Below are 16,548 nucleotides of genomic sequence, written 5' to 3' on the forward strand. Positions count from 1 at the left end.
AAATGTGCAAGATTATTCGCCAGATTAGGGTGATGAAATAAAAGAAAATCGCTTTAAACGGTGGCTCTAATAGGGTTATATCAGATCAACAGCACAAACCCGCGATTTGCACAAATGTGCAGGAGCCTGCAGATGACCATGGAAAACAGCGATGATATCCGGTTGATTGTCAAAATCGCCCAGCTCTATTACGAGCAGGATATGACTCAGGCGCAAATCGCTCGCGAGCTGGGGATCTATCGCACCACCATCAGTCGCCTGCTGAAGCGCGGCCGCGAGCAGGGCATTGTTACCATCGCCATCAACTATGACTACAATGAAAACCTGTGGCTCGAGCAACAGCTCAAGCAAAAATTTGGCCTGAAAGAGGCGGTGGTTGCCAGCAGCGATGGGCTGCTGGAAGAAGAACAGCTGAGTGCGATGGGCCAGCATGGCGCCCTGCTTGTCGATCGGTTGCTGGAGCCAGGCGATATCATCGGTTTTTCATGGGGCCGCGCCGTGCGTTCGCTGGTGGAGAACCTGCCGCAGGCCAGCCAGTCACGCCAGGTGATCTGCGTCCCCATCATCGGCGGGCCTTCCGGTAAACTGGAGAGCCGCTACCATGTGAACACCTTAACCTACGGCGCGGCAGCCAGACTGAAAGCGGAATCCCACCTTGCCGATTTTCCAGCCCTGCTGGATAACCCGCTGATCCGCAACGGCATCATGCAGTCCCAGCACTTTAAAACCATCTCATCCTACTGGGACAGCCTGGATGTGGCGCTGGTGGGTATTGGTTCACCGGCCATTCGCGACGGCGCAAACTGGCACGCCTTCTACGGCAGCGAAGAGAGCGACGATCTCAACGCCCGCCACGTCGCCGGGGATATCTGTTCGCGTTTCTACGATATTAACGGCGGGTTAGTCGATACCAATATGAGCGAAAAAACCCTGTCGATCGAAATGGCGAAGCTGCGCCAGGCTCGCTATTCCATCGGCATCGCCATGGGGGAAGAGAAATACTCTGGCATTCTTGGCGCATTGCACGGACGCTATATTAATTGTCTGGTGACAAACAGAGAAACGGCTGAGTTATTACTGAAATAACACACAGGATATGATTTCACGCAGCACCCGCTGCGGGGGATCCCTTTATCTAAAGAAATGGGAGTGAATAATGAATACCTGGTTAAATTTAAAAGATAACGTCATTATCGTGACCGGCGGCGCCTCGGGAATTGGGCTGGCCATTGTCGATGAATTATTATCACAAGGTGCTCATGTCCAGATGATTGATATTCATGGCGGCGATCGTCATCACAATGGCGATAATTATCACTTCTGGCCGACGGATATTTCCAGCGCGACAGAGGTGCAACAGACTATCGATGCCATTATTCAGCGCTGGTCGCGTATCGATGGTTTGGTCAATAACGCTGGCGTGAATTTCCCGCGTTTATTAGTCGACGAAAAAGCACCGGCCGGCCGCTATGAATTAAACGAAGCCGCTTTTGAAAAAATGGTCAATATCAACCAGAAAGGGGTGTTTTTCATGTCGCAGGCGGTGGCGCGTCAAATGGTCAAACAGCGCGCCGGTGTGATTGTCAATGTCTCTTCGGAGAGCGGCCTGGAAGGCTCTGAAGGTCAAAGCTGCTACGCCGCGACCAAGGCCGCGCTCAACAGCTTTACCCGCTCCTGGTCCAAAGAATTGGGTAAATATGGGATCCGCGTGGTCGGCGTTGCGCCGGGGATCCTCGAAAAAACCGGTCTGCGGACACCGGAATATGAAGAGGCGCTGGCCTGGACGCGCAATATCACCGTCGAGCAACTTCGCGAGGGATATACCAAAAACGCCATTCCCATCGGGCGGGCAGGAAAGCTCTCGGAAGTGGCTGATTTTGTTTGCTATCTCTTGTCAGCGCGCGCCAGCTACATCACCGGAGTCACCACTAACATTGCCGGCGGAAAAACGCGCGGGTAAGGAGGCAGTATGGTTCACGCTATCTTCTGCGCCCACGGCCAGCTGGCCGGGGCCATGCTTGATTCGGTATGCATGGTCTACGGCGAGGTTAACGTCAGCGCCGTCGCGTTTGTCCCCGGCGAAAACGCGGCGGATATCGCCATTAACCTGGAAAAGTTAGTAAGCGCCCACACCGATGAGGAGTGGGTAATCGCGGTAGATTTGCAGTGCGGAAGCCCATGGAATGCCGCAGCTGGGCTGGCAATGCGTCACCCGCAGATCCGGGTGATTAGCGGCCTGTCGCTGCCGCTGGCGCTCGAGCTGGTGGATAACCAGCATACCCTGAGCGCCGATGACTTATGCCAGCATCTGCAGGCCATCGCCAGTCAGTGCTGTGTGGTCTGGCAGCAGCCAGAAACCGTTGAGGAGGAGTTCTGATGCAAATTACCCTCGCCCGTATTGATGACCGACTGATTCATGGCCAGGTCACCACCGTGTGGTCAAAAGTCGCCAACGCCCAGCGGATAATTATCTGCAATGACGATGTATTTAACGATGAGGTTCGCCGGACCCTGTTGCGCCAGGCGGCTCCGCCAGGCATGAAGGTAAACGTTGTCAGTCTGGAAAAAGCGGTTGCGGTCTATCATAACCCGCAATATCAGGACGAGACCGTCTTTTATTTATTTACCAATCCACACGATGTTTTAACGATGGTGCGCCAGGGCGTGCAGATCGCCACGTTAAATATTGGTGGCATGGCCTGGCGACCCGGTAAAAAACAGCTAACCAAAGCCGTTTCTTTGGATCCGCAGGATATTCAGGCATTCCGTGAACTCGATAAACTGGGCGTAAAACTCGATTTACGCGTGGTCGCATCAGATCCGTCAGTCAATATTCTCGACAAAATTAACGAAACAGCTTTCTGCGAATAAAAAATAGCGCCTGTTGTGATATGCCGTAGCAGGCAGGATGACTCACACCTTAAAGGTCAAAAATTATGGAAATTAGTACCCTACAGATAATAGCCATATTTATTTTTTCCTGTATTGCCGGAATGGGCAGCGTGCTGGATGAATTTCAGACCCATCGGCCCCTTATCGCCTGTACCGTGATTGGCCTCATCCTGGGCGATTTAAAAACCGGGGTTATGCTCGGCGGTACGCTGGAGCTGATCGCCCTCGGCTGGATGAACGTGGGGGCAGCGCAGTCGCCAGATTCGGCGCTGGCCAGCATTATCTCCGCCATTCTGGTGATTGTGGGCCACCAGAGCATTGCCACCGGTATCGCCATTGCTCTGCCGGTGGCCGCCGCCGGGCAGGTGCTGACCGTTTTCGCCCGTACCATTACCGTGGTGTTCCAGCACGCCGCGGACAAAGCGGCCGAGGAGGCGCGCTTTCGCACCATCGACCTGCTGCATGTCTCCGCACTGGGGGTGCAGGCACTGCGCGTGGCAATCCCGGCGCTGGTGGTCTCGCTGTTCGTTAGCGCGGACATGGTCAGCAGTATGCTCAGCGCGATCCCGGAATTCGTCACCCGCGGCCTGCAGATTGCCGGTGGTTTCATTGTCGTCGTGGGCTACGCGATGGTGCTGCGAATGATGGGCGTGAAGTACCTGATGCCCTTCTTTTTCCTCGGTTTTCTCGCCGGGGGTTATCTCGACTTCAGCCTGCTGGCCTTCGGCGGCGTGGGCGTCATCATCGCGCTGATCTACATCCAGCTCAATCCACAGTGGCGTAAGGCTGAACCCGCCGCCTCCACTGCCCCCTCTGCCCCCGCCCTTGACCAGCTTGACGACTAATGGAGCCGAAAATGGAACAGAAAAAAATCACGCAAGGCGACCTGGTGAGCATGTTTCTCCGCTCCAACCTCCAGCAGGCCTCCTTTAACTTCGAACGTATTCATGGCCTGGGATTTTGCTACGACATGATCCCGGCGATCAAACGCCTGTATCCGCTCAAAGCCGATCAGGTCGCGGCGCTGAAGCGTCATCTGGTGTTCTTTAATACCACGCCGGCGGTGTGTGGCCCGGTGATCGGCGTCACCGCCGCCATGGAGGAGGCCCGGGCTAACGGCGCGGCCATTGACGATGGCGCTATCAACGGCATCAAAGTGGGTCTGATGGGCCCGCTGGCCGGCGTCGGCGACCCGCTGGTCTGGGGCACGCTGCGGCCGATTACCGCGGCCCTTGGCGCCTCGCTGGCCCTCTCCGGCAATATTCTGGGACCTTTGTTATTTTTCTTTATTTTCAATGCAGTGCGGCTGGCAATGAAGTGGTACGGCCTGCAACTGGGCTTCCGTAAAGGGGTCAATATCGTCAGCGATATGGGCGGTAACCTGTTGCAGAAGCTGACCGAAGGCGCCTCCATTCTCGGCCTGTTTGTCATGGGGGTGCTGGTGACCAAATGGACCACCATCAATGTGCCGCTGGTGGTGTCCCAAACGCCCGGTGCAGACGGCGCCACCGTCACGATGACCGTCCAGAACATCCTCGATCAGCTCTGCCCCGGCCTGCTGGCGCTGGGCCTGACGCTACTGATGGTGCGTCTGCTGAACAAGAAAGTGAATCCGGTCTGGCTGATTTTCGCCCTTTTCGGCTTAGGCATTATCGGCAACGCCCTCGGCTTTCTGTCCTGATTATTCCGCCCCGGCGATGCCGGGGTGACGTCAACAACATAGCCCCGAAAGATGAAGGGGATGAGGTGGTTTATGCAAACAACAACGGCCCTGCGCCTGTATGGCAAACGAGACCTGCGCCTGGAAACCTTTACCCTCCCGGCGATGCAGGACGATGAGATCCTCGCCCGGGTGGTCACGGACAGCCTGTGTCTTTCCTCATGGAAAGAGGCCAATCAGGGTGCCGATCATAAAAAGGTGCCAGATGATGTGGCCACCAGGCCCATTATTATCGGTCATGAATTCTGCGGCGAAATCCTTGCCGTCGGTAAAAAGTGGCAGCATAAGTTTCAGCCAGGGCAGCGCTACGTGATTCAGGCCAACCTGCAGTTGCCCGACCGACCCGACTGCCCCGGCTACTCATTCCCATGGATCGGTGGCGAAGCCACCCATGTGGTGATCCCCAATGAGGTGATGGCGCAGGATTGCCTGCTCACCTGGGAGGGGGATACCTGGTTTGAAGGATCGCTGGTGGAGCCGCTCTCCTGCGTCATTGGCGCTTTCAACGCCAATTATCATCTGCAGGAGGGGAGTTACAACCACGTGATGGGGATCCGTCCTCAGGGACGCACTCTGATCCTGGGCGGGACGGGGCCGATGGGGCTGCTGGCTATCGACTATGCGCTGCACGGCCCCATCAATCCTTCACTACTGGTAGTGACCGATACCAATAAGCCGAAGCTCAGCTACGCCCGCCGTCATTACCCCTCTGAGCCGCAGACGCTGATCCACTACCTCGACGGCCATGAGGCCAGTCGCGATACGCTGCTGGCGCTCAGCGGCGGCCATGGCTTCGACGATATCTTCGTGTTTGTGCCAAACGAACAGCTGATCACCCTGGCCTCCTCGTTGCTGGCCCCGGACGGCTGCCTGAATTTCTTTGCTGGCCCCCAGGATAAGCAATTCAGCGCCCCGATCAACTTCTACGACGTGCACTACGCCTTTACCCACTACGTCGGCACCTCCGGCGGTAATACTGACGATATGCGCGCCGCGGTGGCGCTGATGCAGGCGAAAAAGGTCCAGACGGCGAAAGTGGTCACCCATATTCTCGGCCTGAACGCCGCGGGCGAAACCACCCTCGATCTGCCTGCCGTCGGCGGGGGAAAAAAGCTGGTGTATACCGGAAAAGCCTTCCCGCTCACGCCGCTGGGCGAGATCGCCGATCCCGAACTGGCAGCGATTGTGGCGCGTCACCATGGGATCTGGTCCCAGGAGGCTGAAGCGTATCTGCTGGCCCACGCGGAGGATATTACGCATGATTAACCGCGATACGCTGCTGTGCATCTCCCTGGCGGGTCGCCCCGGCAACTTCGGCACCCGCTTTCATAACTATCTGTATGACAAGCTGGGATTGAACTACCTCTACAAAGCCTTTACGACTAAGGATATTGAGGCGGCGGTAAAAGGGGTTCGCGCATTGGGTATCCGCGGCTGTGCGGTCTCCATGCCGTTTAAAGAGAGCTGCATACCGTTTCTTGACGCGATCGATCCGTCAGCAAAAGTCATCGACTCCGTCAACACCATCGTCAATGACGACGGGAAGTTAACCGGGCTAAACACCGATTACATCGCGGTCAAAAGCCTGATCGCCAGCCATCGGCTCGATACCAACGCCAGAGTGATGATTCAGGGTAGCGGCGGCATGGGGAAAGCCGTCATTGCCGCCTTCCGTGATGCCGGTTTCCGCGACGTGATCATTGCGGCCCGCAATCGCCAGCGCGGCCTGGCGCTGGCAAAACAGTATGGCTTTCAGTGGCAGCCCCTGCCGGAAGGGATCGCAGCCGAGATTCTGGTCAATGTCACACCGCTGGGCATGGCAGGGGGAGCGGAAAGTAACACGCTGGCGTTCAGCAAGGCCATGGTGGCCCAGGCCAGCGTCGTGTTTGACGTGGTCGCGTTGCCGGCGGAAACTCCGCTGATCCGCCTGGCGCAACAACGGGGTAAGCAAACCATCAGCGGTGCGGAAGTCATTGCCCTGCAAGCTGTCGAGCAGTTCGCCCTTTATACCGGCGTACGACCGGATAACGCGCTGGTGGCAGAAGCCTCGGCGTTTGCCAGAAGCTAGGATGTCCCTCCCGGGAAGGCGTCAGCCACGTCCCGGGAGGGCTACCTCGCCAGAAAAGAAGCGACATAGACGGAAAAATAATCCGTCTCAGTAGTCATCCCGTTCGTCGTCTTCATCCGGCTGCTCCATCACGCTGTAAGCCACTGAGCAGAACAGGCTGTTCAGACGCTTCATATCCCCCAGCAGCGCCAGGTGCAACGTACTGGTTTCGATACTCTGCACGTTCTGCTGATGCAGACGGTCAACGTGCGCATGCGAGTAACGGCGGTTAAGAATGCGGAACCGGTGTTTGCTGCGCCGCAGACGGCGGGCGCTGGGTACATCGCTGGAGAAGAAGACCGACATCGCCAGCTGCAGATTGCTGAGCAACAGATCGTACAGCGCATCCAGCTCCTTTAACCCTTCCACCGAGAAGGCGCGCCGCGCCGCCAGCGATTTATCGGCGATCTCGCTGCCCATCCGCTCGACGATATCGGACGCCTGCTCGAGGTTTAGCGACATCTCAATGATTTCCGCCCAGCGCCGGGACTCCTCCTCCGCCAGCTCATCCTTTGGCATTCGCGCCAGATAGAGCTTAATGGCGGTGTAGAGCACGTTGATATCGTCCGCCATACGACGTAGCTCTTTCTCCTGACGCGGTTCGCCATGCATCACTTTATGCAGGCTCCCCAGCATCTGCTCCATCGCATCTCCAATGCGCAGCGTCTCGCGCGCGGCATTGGCCAGCGCCAGCGCTGGCGTATCCAGCGCCGACGGGTCAAGATGCTTGGGTTTCAGCTGGTTATCCAGCTCGGGCTCATCGCGGATCATACGCTGGCACAGCTTCGCCATCGGTCCGGCAAAGGGCACCATCGCGATGCAGCGCAGCAGGTTATAAAAGACGTGGAAGTAGATAACCAGCTCAGACTCCGCCAACGGCAGCTTGTGCATCGCCGCGGCCAGCGGATGGACAAATGGCAGAATAATCAGGCTCCCCACCAGCTTAAACAGCAGGCTACCCAGCGCCACGCGGCGCGCCGCCGCGTTTGCCGCGCTGTTGTTGAGCATCGCCAACAGCCCGGAGCCCAGGTTGGCGCCAATTACCAGGCACAGCGCCACCGGGAAGGAGATTGCTCCCGCCGCGGTCAGCGTCGCCGTCAGCAGCACCGCCGCCAGGCTGGAGTAGCTGATGATCGCGAATACGGCGCCAATTAAGGCATCCAGCATGATATCGCCGGTCAGCGAGGCGAAAATCACCTGCACGCCGTTGGCCTGGGTGATGGGGTTCACGGCCTGCACAATCAGCTCCAGGGCCAGCAGGATCAGCCCCAGACCAATCCCCACTCGCCCCAGCTGCCCGGCGCGGGTTTGCTTGCGGCCAAGGAAGAAGATCACCCCGATAAAAATGAGTAGCGGCGATAGCCACGACAGGTCGAAGGTCAGCACCCTCGCCATCAGCGCCGTCCCGACGTCGGCCCCCAGCACCATTACCAGCGCTGGCGTCAGGCCCACCAGATCCTGGGCGACAAACGAGGTCACCAGCATGGTGGTGGCATTGCTGCTTTGCACCAGCGCAGTGACGCCAAGACCCGCGCAGAAGGCGAGCGGCTTTTTCTCTACGCTGCTACTGAGAACGGTACGCAGGCGAGCGCCATAGACGCGCATCACCCCGGTACGCACAATATGCGTGCCCCACACCAGCAGAGCAACCGCGGACAACAGGTGTAGCAGAGTTAACACGGAATCAGCTTCTCCTTATCGTTATAGGTTTTCCGAAGATCAGGAACCTCTCTCAGTATAAGGGGTTAACCTCAATAAAGAGACAAGGCGCTCACAGAGCGCCTTGTTTGTTGTAAGGAAAGGTGACGATTTAGTCGGCATCATAGCCCAGATTAGGCGCTAACCAGCGCTCGACTTCCGCCGGGGTCATCCCTTTACGCAGCGCGTAGTCTTCGACCTGGTCGCGCTGGATCTGCGCCACGGCGAAGTACTTGCTGTCCGGATGGCTGAAGTACCAGCCGGAAACCGATGCCCCCGGCCACATGGCGAACGATTCGGTCAGCTTCATGCCGGTATGGGCTTCGACGTCCAGCAGCTGCCAGATGGTGCCTTTTTCGGTGTGCTCCGGACAGGCCGGATACCCCGGCGCCGGACGGATCCCCTGGTAATTCTCGCGAATAAGTTCCTCATTGCTGAGGTTCTCATTGGCCGCATACCCCCAGTAGACCTTACGCACTTTCTCGTGCAGATACTCGGCGAAGGCTTCCGCCAGACGATCGGCGATGGCCTTGATCATGATCTTGTTATAGTCATCATGCTGCGCTTCATAGGCGTCCGCCAGCGCGTCCTCTTCCAGGCCGCCGGTCACGGCAAAGGCGCCGATGTAGTCCGCCTTGCCGCTCAGCTTCGGCGCGACAAAATCGGCGAGGCAGTAGTTCGCGAAGCCGACCTTCTCCGTCTGCTGGCGCAGATGATGGCTCACCATCAGCACGTGGGTGCGGGTTTCATCGCGATAAATTTCAATATCGTCGCCCACGCGGTTGGCCGGGAACAACCCGACCACGCCGCGCGGGTTCAGGGTTTTCTCTGCGCTGAGTTTATCTAACAAATCGTTGGCGTCTTTGAACAGGCGCTGTGCCTCTTCGCCCACCACTTCATCTTCCAGAATCCGCGGGTATTTACCCGCCAGCGACCAGGTCATGAAGAACGGCGTCCAGTCGATGTAGTTGCGCAGCGTCTCGATGCTCGCTTCCACCTCCTGTACCCCCAGGCGATGGGCCACCGGCGGCGTGTAGCTCTCCCAGTCGAAGGCCAGATCGTTTTCCCGCGCGGCGGCCAGGGTCACCGGCGGCGTGCGCGGTTTTTTACGCCCATGCTGAATACGCACGGTCTCATACTCTTTACGCGTGCGGGCGACAAAATCATCGCGCTGCGTATCCGAGAGCAGCGCAGCCACCACCCCGACGGTGCGCGAGGCGTTCTGTACGTAAACGGTCGGGCCACTGTAGTTCTGCTCGATTTTCACCGCCGTATGCGCTTTCGAGGTAGTCGCGCCACCGATCAGCAGCGGGATGGTAAAGCCCTGGCGCTCCATCTCTTTCGCCACGTTAACCATCTCGTCCAGTGACGGGGTAATCAGCCCGGAAAGGCCGATCAGATCCGCATTGACCTCTTTGGCGGTTTTGAGAATTTTATCCGCCGGGACCATCACGCCAAGATCGATAATTTCGTAGTTATTGCACTGCAGCACCACGCCGACAATGTTTTTACCGATGTCGTGAACGTCGCCTTTTACGGTGGCAATCACCATTTTGCCGTTACTGGAGCCCTGTTCTTTGCTGGCTTCGATATAAGGTTCGAGGTAGGCCACCGCCTGTTTCATCACGCGAGCGGATTTCACCACCTGCGGCAGGAACATTTTACCTTCGCCGAACAGGTCGCCGACCACGTTCATGCCGTCCATCAGCGGCCCTTCAATCACCTCAATCGGGCGGGCAGCCTGCTGACGCGCCTCTTCGGTGTCCTGTTCGATAAATTCGGTAATGCCCTTCACCAGCGAATATTCGAGACGCTTTTTCACGTCCCAGCTGCGCCATTCCGCCTGCTGAGCATTCGCGCCGTCGTCCGCTTTGCTGCCGCGATATTTTTCCGCCAGCTCAAGTAACCGTTCGGTACTGTCATCGCGGCGGTTAAGGATCACATCTTCGACCGCGTCGCGCAGCTCGCCCGGCAGATCGTCGTAAATCGCCAGCTGGCCGGCGTTGACGATCCCCATATCCATGCCGTTACGGATCGCATAGTAGAGGAACACGGCGTGGATCGCCTCACGTACCGGGTCATTACCGCGGAACGAGAAAGACACGTTGGAGACGCCGCCGGAGATCAGCGCATGCGGCAGCTCGCGCTTAATGTCTTCACAGGCGCCGATAAAGTCCTGCGCATAGTTGTTGTGCTCTTCGATACCGGTCGCTACCGCAAATATATTGGGGTCAAAGATGATATCTTCTGGCGGGAAGCCGACCTCTTCGGTAAGAATTTTGTAAGCGCGACGGCAAATCTCAATTTTGCGTTCGCGGGTGTCGGCCTGGCCGACTTCGTCAAAGGCCATCACCACTACCGCGGCGCCATAGCGGCGAACCAGCTTCGCATGGTGGATAAAGGGTTCGACGCCCTCTTTCATCGAAATCGAGTTAACAATGCCTTTGCCCTGAATGCATTTCAGACCCTTTTCAATGACTTCCCACTTGGAGGAGTCGATCATGATCGGCACGCGGGCAATGTCCGGCTCGCCGGCAATCAGGTTGAGGAAGCGCACCATCGCCGCTTCCGCGTCGAGCATCCCCTCATCCATGTTGATATCGATAATCTGCGCGCCGCTTTCGACCTGCTGACGGGCAACGTCCAGCGCTTCGCTGTACTTCTCTTCTTTGATCAAGCGCTTAAATTTCGCCGAGCCGGTGACGTTGGTACGTTCGCCGACGTTAACGAACAGGCTGTCGTCGCCGATGTTCAGCGGCTCCAGGCCGGCGAGGCGGCAGGCCACCGGCAGTTCCGGCAACTGGCGCGGCGGTAAACCGGCCACCGCCCGGCTCATAGCGGCAATATGCTCCGGGGTCGTACCGCAGCAGCCGCCGACGATATTGAGGAAACCGGCTTCCGCCCATTCGCGAATTTGCGTCGCCATGGTGTCGGCATCCAGATCGTATTCACCGAAGGCGTTGGGCAGACCGGCGTTCGGGTGCGCCGTGACGTAGCATTCGGCGATGCGCGACAGCTCCTGGACATACTGCCGCAGTTCGTCCGGCCCGAGGGCGCAGTTCAGACCAAACGATAAGGCTTCGGCGTGACGCAGCGAGTTATAAAAGGCTTCGGTGGTCTGTCCGGAAAGCGTGCGGCCGGACGCATCGGTGATGGTGCCGGAGATCATCAGCGGCAGGTCAACGCCCAGCGCCTCCAGCTCCTCTTTCACCGCATAGATGGCCGCTTTGGCGTTCAGAGTATCAAATACCGTTTCAATCAGGATCAGATCCACGCCACCTTCCACCAGCGCCCGGGTGGATTCGCGATAGGCGGCCACCAGCTGGTCAAAGGTAATATTACGGAACGCCGGATCGTTCACATCAGGCGAAATAGAGGCGGTACGGTTGGTCGGGCCAAGCACGCCCGCGACGTAGCGCGGTTTTTCCGGCGTGCGGGCCGTCCAGGCGTCGGCGCTGGCGCGGGCCAGCTTCGCCGCGGCAAAGTTGATCTCGGCCGACAGGGATTCCATCTGGTAATCCGCCATCGCGATGGTCGTCGAGTTAAAGGTGTTGGTCTCAATGATATCCGCACCGGCCTCGAAGTAGGCGTCGTGGATCTCGCGGATCACCTCGGGCTTGCTGAGCACCAGCAGGTCGTTGTTGCCTTTCAGGTCGCACGGCCAGTCAGCAAAGCGCTCACCGCGAAAGTCCTGCTCACTCAGACGATAGCCCTGGATCATGGTGCCCATGCCCCCATCCAGAACCAGAATACGTTCTTTTAACTGCTGATGCAGTTGCTCAACTTTGCTGCTCACACTTGCTCCCGACAACGCTCAACTCAGGCCAAATAGCCAACAAACCATACTGGCATAAACCACCGGAGCGGAAAAGACAACAACAGGCAATATGAGACATGTTCAGCTTCACTCCTCCGATGAGTCCGGTTGTGATTGCATTATCGCCAAATAAAACGAAAATCATTTCCACGATACAGAAAAAGGAGTCCGCGATGGCCACTACCCCCGTTCCCGCGAAACGCGGCAGAAAACCCGCGGCTGCCACCGCCCAGCAGGCTGGCGGTCAGGTTCAGTCGCTGACCCGCGGCCTGAAATTGCTCGAATGGATTGCCGAGTCTCACAGCAGCGTCGCGCTGACCGAGCTGGCGCAGCAGGCGGGTCTGCCCAACTCCACCACCCACCGCCTGCTGACCACCATGCAGCAGCTGGGTTTCGTCCGCCAGGTCGGCGAGCTGGGCCACTGGGCCGTCGGGGCGCATGCCTTCGTGGTGGGCAGCAGCTTTCTGCAAAGCCGCAATCTGCTGGCGATTGTCCACCCGATCCTGCGCCAGCTGATGGAAGATTCCGGTGAAACGGTGAATCTGGCGGTGCTTGACCAGAGCGACCACCAGGCGATCATTATCGACCAGGTGCAGTGCACCCAGCTGATGCGTATGTCGGCGCCGATCGGCGGTAAGCTGCCGATGCACGCCTCCGGCGCCGGGAAGGCGTTTCTCTCGCAATTAAGCGAAGAGCAGGTCACCAGCCTGCTGCACCGTAAAGGGCTGCATGCCTATACGCATGCCACGCTGGTCTCGCCGCTGCATCTGAAGGAAGATTTAGCGCAGACCCGCAAGCGGGGCTACTCTTTCGATGACGAGGAGCACGCGCTCGGCCTGCGCTGCGTCGCCGCCTGCATTTATGATGAACATCGCGAACCGTTCGCGGCAATCTCCATCTCCGGGCCGATTTCACGCATGACCGATGACCGGGTGACCGAGCTGGGCGCGCTGGTGATCAAAGCGGCGAAGGAAGTGACGCTGGCGTATGGCGGGGTTAAATAAAAAAATGCCCCACAGGGGCATTTTAAGTAGGCCTGATAAGCGTAGCGCCATCAGGCAGATCGGCGCACCCTGCCGGATGGCGGCGTAAACACCTTATCCGGCCTACTGTCAGCGCCATAGCGCACGCTAAAACGCTGCTTGCGCCGGTAGGCGTAAACATCTTCCACATGGCCGTTTTTAATCCGCGTCTGCAGCTCGCGCCAGTAGTCCGCGCGCAGCAGGTCGGCATGCATCTCCTCAAACAGCGGCCCAACGCGCGGGTCGGCGCACAGCCAGTGGCGGAACTCCTCCGGAAACACATCCCCCGGCGAAACGCTGTACCACGGCTCGCTGGCCAGCTCATCTTCCGGATAGCGCGGCGGCGGGATCTGGCGGAAATTTACCTCTGTCATATAGCAAATTTCGTCATAGTCGTAGAACACCACCCGGCCGTGGCGGGTGACGCCGAAGTTTTTAAACAGCATATCGCCGGGAAAGATGTTGGCGGCGGCCAGCTGGCGGATAGCATTACCATACTCTTCTACCGCATCACGCAATGCCTGGCCGTTAACCTGCTCCAGCCACAGGTTGAGCGGCACCATTCGCCGTTCAATATAGAGATGACTGATGACGATGCGGTCGCCGAGATCGGTAAGTTTGTTCCCCGCTTCCGCCTGCAACAGCGCCAGCAGCCCCGGCGCGATTTGCCGTTTATCCAGCACGAAATTTTCAAACTCCTGGGTATCCGCCATCCGCCCGACGCGGTCGTGTTCCTTTACCAGCTGATAGCAGGCGCGCACGTGGGCGGCGGTCACCTCTTTCTGCGGCGCGAAGCGGTCTTTGATCACCTTAAACACCCGGTCAAACCCCGGCAGGGTAAACACCAGCATCACCATCCCGCGAATGCCCGGCGCTTCAATAAACTGCTCATCGCAGCGAGTAATGTAGTGTAAATATTCGCGATAGCTTTCGGTTTTGGCGTGCTTCTGACAGCCAATCGCCATGTACAGCTCGGCCGTCGTTTTGCCCGGCAGGATCTCACGCAGCCATTCCACCAGAGCGCCGGGCAACGGCGCATAAACCATAAAATAGGAACGCGCGAAGCCAAAAACGATGCTTGCTTCGGCATGGGTGGTCAGGCAGGTGTCAACAAACAGCTCACCCTCATCGCTGCGGTGGATCGGCAGCAAAAAAGGCAGCGTCGCCATCGGCATGACCAGTTTGCCCACCAGCCAGGCGGCTTTATTCCGGTAGAACAGTTCATTGGCGACCTGCAGATGACAGGTGGCGAGCAGTTCCTCCCCCAGCGCCTCCTGCAGACTGGCAATGATATAGCCGATGTCCCGCGCTTTGTTCTGCCACGGCAGCCGCAGCGGCAAATCGGACAGTACTTTGCCCAGCAGGTGCGACCAGCCGCGTTCCGGAAAGAAATCTTTCGCCAGCGGTCGCGGTAGGGTGCGAAAGGGACGCTCGGGCTGCGAACTGAAAATAAAGAGCCGCTCGGGGGTCAGCGAGCGGTGGTCAAACAGTCGGCAGTAGACCGAATTGAAAAAGCTCTCGGCAATTTCAAAGCGAGGGTAATCCGGCAACAGTTGGGTGTACTGCTGTTTCACCCGCAAAAGAAAATCGACGTCGGTACTTTTCCCTTCGGTAATGCAGCGCAGCTGCTCTACCACCAGGCCAACGTGGTGATCGTAGAGATGGATACGCTGCTTCATCGCCTGCTGTACGGCGTGCCAGTCAGCCTGTTCAAAGCGCTGCTGCGCGCCGGAGGTCACCTCCAGGAAACGCCCGTACTGGGCGTCGAATCCCTGTAAAATGGTTTGGGCAATCAGTAGTTCCAGGCCACGCGTCATCGCTTTCCCCCATCCGGCACCACGTCATGCCGGATGGCGCGCTCGCTTATCCGGCCTGCATCCCTTCCCAGGCCCGGCCAGCGTCGCGCCGCCGGGCATGGCTCAAAACTGATCTTCTTCGGTCGAGCCGGTCAGCGCCGTCACCGATGAGGCGCCGCCCTGGATAATGGTAGTGACTTTGTCGAAGTAGCCAGTGCCCACCTCCTGCTGGTGCGAGACGAAGCTATAGCCTTCCGGCGCGGCAGCGAATTCCGGCTGCTGCACTTTCTCAACATAGTGGCGCATCCCCTCACCCTGAGCGTAGGCATGGGCGAGGTCGAACATGTTGAACCACATGCTGTGGATCCCGGCGAGGGTAATAAACTGGTATTTGTATCCCATGTCCGACAGCTGCTGCTGGAAGCTGGCGATGGTTTTATCATCGAGATTTTTCTTCCAGTTAAACGACGGCGAGCAGTTATAGGCCAGCAGTTTGCCAGGGAAACGCGCATGGATAGCCTCAGCAAAGCGGCGCGCCTGCTCAAGATCCGGTTTCGACGTTTCGCACCACACCAGATCCGCATACGGCGCATAAGCCAGCCCGCGACTGATCGCCTGCTCGATCCCGGCGTGGGTGCGGAAGAACCCTTCGCTGGTGCGATCCCCGGTAATAAACTCACGATCGTACGGATCGCAGTCAGAGGTAATTAAATCGGCCGCATCGGCATCGGTACGGGCGATCACCAGCGTCGGGACCCCCATCACGTCGGCTGCCAGACGCGCCGCCACCAGCTTCTGAATCGCCTCCTGGGTCGGGACCAGCACTTTACCGCCCATATGACCGCACTTCTTCACTGACGCCAGCTGATCTTCGAAATGAACCGCCGCTGCACCGGCTTCAATCATCGATTTCATCAGCTCAAAGGCGTTAAGGACGCCGCCAAAACCGGCCTCCGCATCCGCCACGATCGGCAGGAAGTAGTCGATATAACGCGGATCGTTCGGTTCAATCCCGACCGACCACTGGATCTGATCGGCACGACGGAAAGTGTTGTTGATCCGATCCACCACCGCCGGTACCGAGTTGGCCGGATACAGCGATTGATCCGGATACATGCTGGACGCCAGGTTAGCATCCGCCGCCACCTGCCAGCCGGAGAGATAAATGGCTTCGATACCCGCCTTCGCCTGCTGCAAAGCCTGGCCGCCGGTCAGCGCGCCGAGACTGTTGACGTACCCTTTTTTCGCCTCACCGTGCAGCAGACGCCACATTTTCGCCGCGCCAAGCTGCGCCAGCGTGCATTCCGGATTCACCGAGCCGCGTAACTTCACCACCTCTTCCGCGCTGTACGGGCGGGTAATGCCTTCCCAGCGCGGGTTCGTCCACTCTTTATTTAATTCTTCGATTTGTTGGGTACGGGTTTTCATGTGCAGATGCTCCATATAATTTCCTGGCTCCCCAGGCGCATTGGTGAAGGACTAAATGGCGAACCACA

Annotated in this window: 13 protein-coding genes; 9 read left to right on the forward strand and 4 right to left on the reverse strand. The window is 58.2% G+C overall.

All coding sequences use genetic code 11. The annotated features are described in order from the left end of the window. The first annotated feature begins 138 nt into the window (after window positions 1-138). The 8 genes from SP68_RS24295 to SP68_RS24330 all read left to right on the forward strand — a co-directional run bounded on the left by SP68_RS24295 (window position 139) and on the right by SP68_RS24330 (window position 6,680). The gene (locus SP68_RS24295; protein ID WP_002884616.1) at window positions 139-1,086 is read left to right on the forward strand and encodes a sugar-binding transcriptional regulator; all 948 of its coding nucleotides are present in this window, start codon (window positions 139-141) and stop codon (window positions 1,084-1,086) included. 70 nt (window positions 1,087-1,156) lie between these two features. Further along, window positions 1,157-1,960 (forward strand): SDR family oxidoreductase, encoded by an 804-nt coding sequence (locus SP68_RS24300; protein ID WP_002884614.1) that lies wholly within the window; start codon window positions 1,157-1,159, stop codon window positions 1,958-1,960. Window positions 1,961-1,969: 9 nt separating this feature from the next. Further along, window positions 1,970-2,377 (forward strand): PTS sugar transporter subunit IIA, encoded by a 408-nt coding sequence (locus SP68_RS24305; RefSeq protein ID WP_002884611.1) that lies wholly within the window; start codon window positions 1,970-1,972, stop codon window positions 2,375-2,377. Then, the gene (locus SP68_RS24310) at window positions 2,377-2,871 is read left to right on the forward strand and encodes a PTS sugar transporter subunit IIB (RefSeq protein WP_004151751.1); all 495 of its coding nucleotides are present in this window, start codon (window positions 2,377-2,379) and stop codon (window positions 2,869-2,871) included. Before SP68_RS24305 ends, SP68_RS24310 begins: the two co-directional genes overlap by 1 nt. A gap of 65 nt (window positions 2,872-2,936) precedes the next feature. Then, complete coding sequence (locus SP68_RS24315; protein WP_002884608.1) at window positions 2,937-3,737, forward strand: PTS mannose/fructose/sorbose transporter subunit IIC; 801 nt, start codon at window positions 2,937-2,939, stop codon at window positions 3,735-3,737. Between the two features lie 11 nt (window positions 3,738-3,748). Further along, a complete protein-coding gene (locus SP68_RS24320; protein WP_002884590.1) occupies window positions 3,749-4,573 on the forward strand; it encodes a PTS system mannose/fructose/sorbose family transporter subunit IID in 825 nt (274 codons plus the stop codon). A gap of 72 nt (window positions 4,574-4,645) precedes the next feature. After that, complete coding sequence (sorE, locus tag SP68_RS24325) at window positions 4,646-5,878, forward strand: L-sorbose 1-phosphate reductase (protein ID WP_008807323.1); 1,233 nt, start codon at window positions 4,646-4,648, stop codon at window positions 5,876-5,878. Continuing rightward, a complete protein-coding gene (locus SP68_RS24330; protein WP_008807324.1) occupies window positions 5,871-6,680 on the forward strand; it encodes a shikimate 5-dehydrogenase in 810 nt (269 codons plus the stop codon). The genes sorE and SP68_RS24330 overlap by 8 nt, the downstream gene beginning before the upstream one ends. An 87-nt stretch (window positions 6,681-6,767) precedes the next feature. On the opposite strand, the gene SP68_RS24335 is transcribed toward SP68_RS24330, so the two are convergent. Then, window positions 6,768-8,399 (reverse strand): Na/Pi cotransporter family protein, encoded by a 1,632-nt coding sequence (locus SP68_RS24335; protein WP_008807325.1) that lies wholly within the window; start codon window positions 8,397-8,399, stop codon window positions 6,768-6,770. A 130-nt stretch (window positions 8,400-8,529) separates the two neighbouring features. Then, the gene (gene metH, locus SP68_RS24340; protein ID WP_023339410.1) at window positions 8,530-12,213 is read right to left on the reverse strand and encodes a methionine synthase; all 3,684 of its coding nucleotides are present in this window, start codon (window positions 12,211-12,213) and stop codon (window positions 8,530-8,532) included. Between the two features lie 194 nt (window positions 12,214-12,407). Between metH and iclR the strand changes: the two genes are divergently transcribed. After that, on the forward strand, window positions 12,408-13,238 hold the full coding sequence (iclR, locus tag SP68_RS24345; RefSeq protein WP_004206826.1) for a glyoxylate bypass operon transcriptional repressor IclR: 831 nt from the start codon (window positions 12,408-12,410) through the stop codon (window positions 13,236-13,238). A gap of 50 nt (window positions 13,239-13,288) precedes the next feature. On the opposite strand, the gene aceK is transcribed toward iclR, so the two are convergent. After that, window positions 13,289-15,073 carry a bifunctional isocitrate dehydrogenase kinase/phosphatase gene (gene aceK / locus SP68_RS24350; RefSeq protein WP_040971036.1) on the reverse strand — a complete coding sequence of 595 codons (1,785 nt, stop codon included), beginning with the start codon at window positions 15,071-15,073 and terminating at the stop codon, window positions 13,289-13,291. A gap of 102 nt (window positions 15,074-15,175) precedes the next feature. Beyond that, window positions 15,176-16,480: an isocitrate lyase gene (gene aceA, locus SP68_RS24355; protein ID WP_032701149.1), complete on the reverse strand. Its 1,305-nt coding sequence runs from the start codon at window positions 16,478-16,480 to the stop codon at window positions 15,176-15,178. Between the last annotated feature and the right edge of the window lie 68 nt (window positions 16,481-16,548).

The sequence above is a fragment of the Klebsiella variicola genome, assembly GCF_000828055.2.
Taxonomy (GTDB): Bacteria; Pseudomonadota; Gammaproteobacteria; order Enterobacterales; family Enterobacteriaceae; genus Klebsiella; species Klebsiella variicola.

Excerpts from the sequence above, each read along its gene's own strand:
- aceA (WP_032701149.1), bottom strand. The coding sequence starts at position 16,480 with ATGAAAACCCGTACCCAACAAATCGAAGAATTAAATAAAGAGTGGACG.
- SP68_RS24330 (WP_008807324.1), top strand. The coding sequence starts at position 5,871 with ATGATTAACCGCGATACGCTGCTGTGCATCTCCCTGGCGGGTCGCCCC.
- SP68_RS24305 (WP_002884611.1), top strand. The coding sequence starts at position 1,970 with ATGGTTCACGCTATCTTCTGCGCCCACGGCCAGCTGGCCGGGGCCATG.
- SP68_RS24300 (WP_002884614.1), top strand. The coding sequence starts at position 1,157 with ATGAATACCTGGTTAAATTTAAAAGATAACGTCATTATCGTGACCGGC.
- sorE (WP_008807323.1), top strand. The coding sequence starts at position 4,646 with ATGCAAACAACAACGGCCCTGCGCCTGTATGGCAAACGAGACCTGCGC.
- aceK (WP_040971036.1), bottom strand. The coding sequence starts at position 15,073 with ATGACGCGTGGCCTGGAACTACTGATTGCCCAAACCATTTTACAGGGA.
- SP68_RS24320 (WP_002884590.1), top strand. The coding sequence starts at position 3,749 with ATGGAACAGAAAAAAATCACGCAAGGCGACCTGGTGAGCATGTTTCTC.
- SP68_RS24295 (WP_002884616.1), top strand. The coding sequence starts at position 139 with ATGGAAAACAGCGATGATATCCGGTTGATTGTCAAAATCGCCCAGCTC.
- SP68_RS24315 (WP_002884608.1), top strand. The coding sequence starts at position 2,937 with ATGGAAATTAGTACCCTACAGATAATAGCCATATTTATTTTTTCCTGT.
- iclR (WP_004206826.1), top strand. The coding sequence starts at position 12,408 with ATGGCCACTACCCCCGTTCCCGCGAAACGCGGCAGAAAACCCGCGGCT.
- SP68_RS24310 (WP_004151751.1), top strand. The coding sequence starts at position 2,377 with ATGCAAATTACCCTCGCCCGTATTGATGACCGACTGATTCATGGCCAG.